1 protein-coding gene is annotated in these 280 nt (G+C 36.1%); it reads right to left on the bottom strand.

Annotated elements, in window-relative coordinates; genetic code table 11:
• Nucleotides 1-36: 36 nt before the first annotated feature.
• Nucleotides 37-280, bottom strand: a 244-nt coding sequence (locus GOQ24_RS17065) for a transposase domain-containing protein (RefSeq protein ID WP_160340113.1), incomplete at its 5' end; no start/stop codon positions are given.

The raw sequence follows: 280 nt of genomic DNA, 5'->3' as shown, positions 1-280 counted from the left end.
GTATGCACCCGAGCAAGTACATCTAGTGAGATCTAATTATTCTTCTACATTATCCAGGATAAGTTTCTTGTAATTATGAGGATATAAGTCAGCGATATTCTTGTGGTTGATGGATTGAATATTTTCAAGAACATACTTTAGCCATTGATATGGATTAATGTCATGCTTTTTGCAGTTAGCAAAAAACGTATAGGCCATAGCTGCTCTTTGTGCTGCATCATGAGAACCGGCAAAGAGATAGTTTTTACGACCAATTGCTACAGGTCTGATTACATTTTCA

The sequence above is a fragment of the Myroides sp. LoEW2-1 genome, assembly GCF_009767705.1.
Classification (GTDB): Bacteria; Bacteroidota; Bacteroidia; order Flavobacteriales; family Flavobacteriaceae; genus Flavobacterium; species Flavobacterium album_A.
This window is presented reverse-complemented; position numbering and strand designations above follow the sequence as displayed.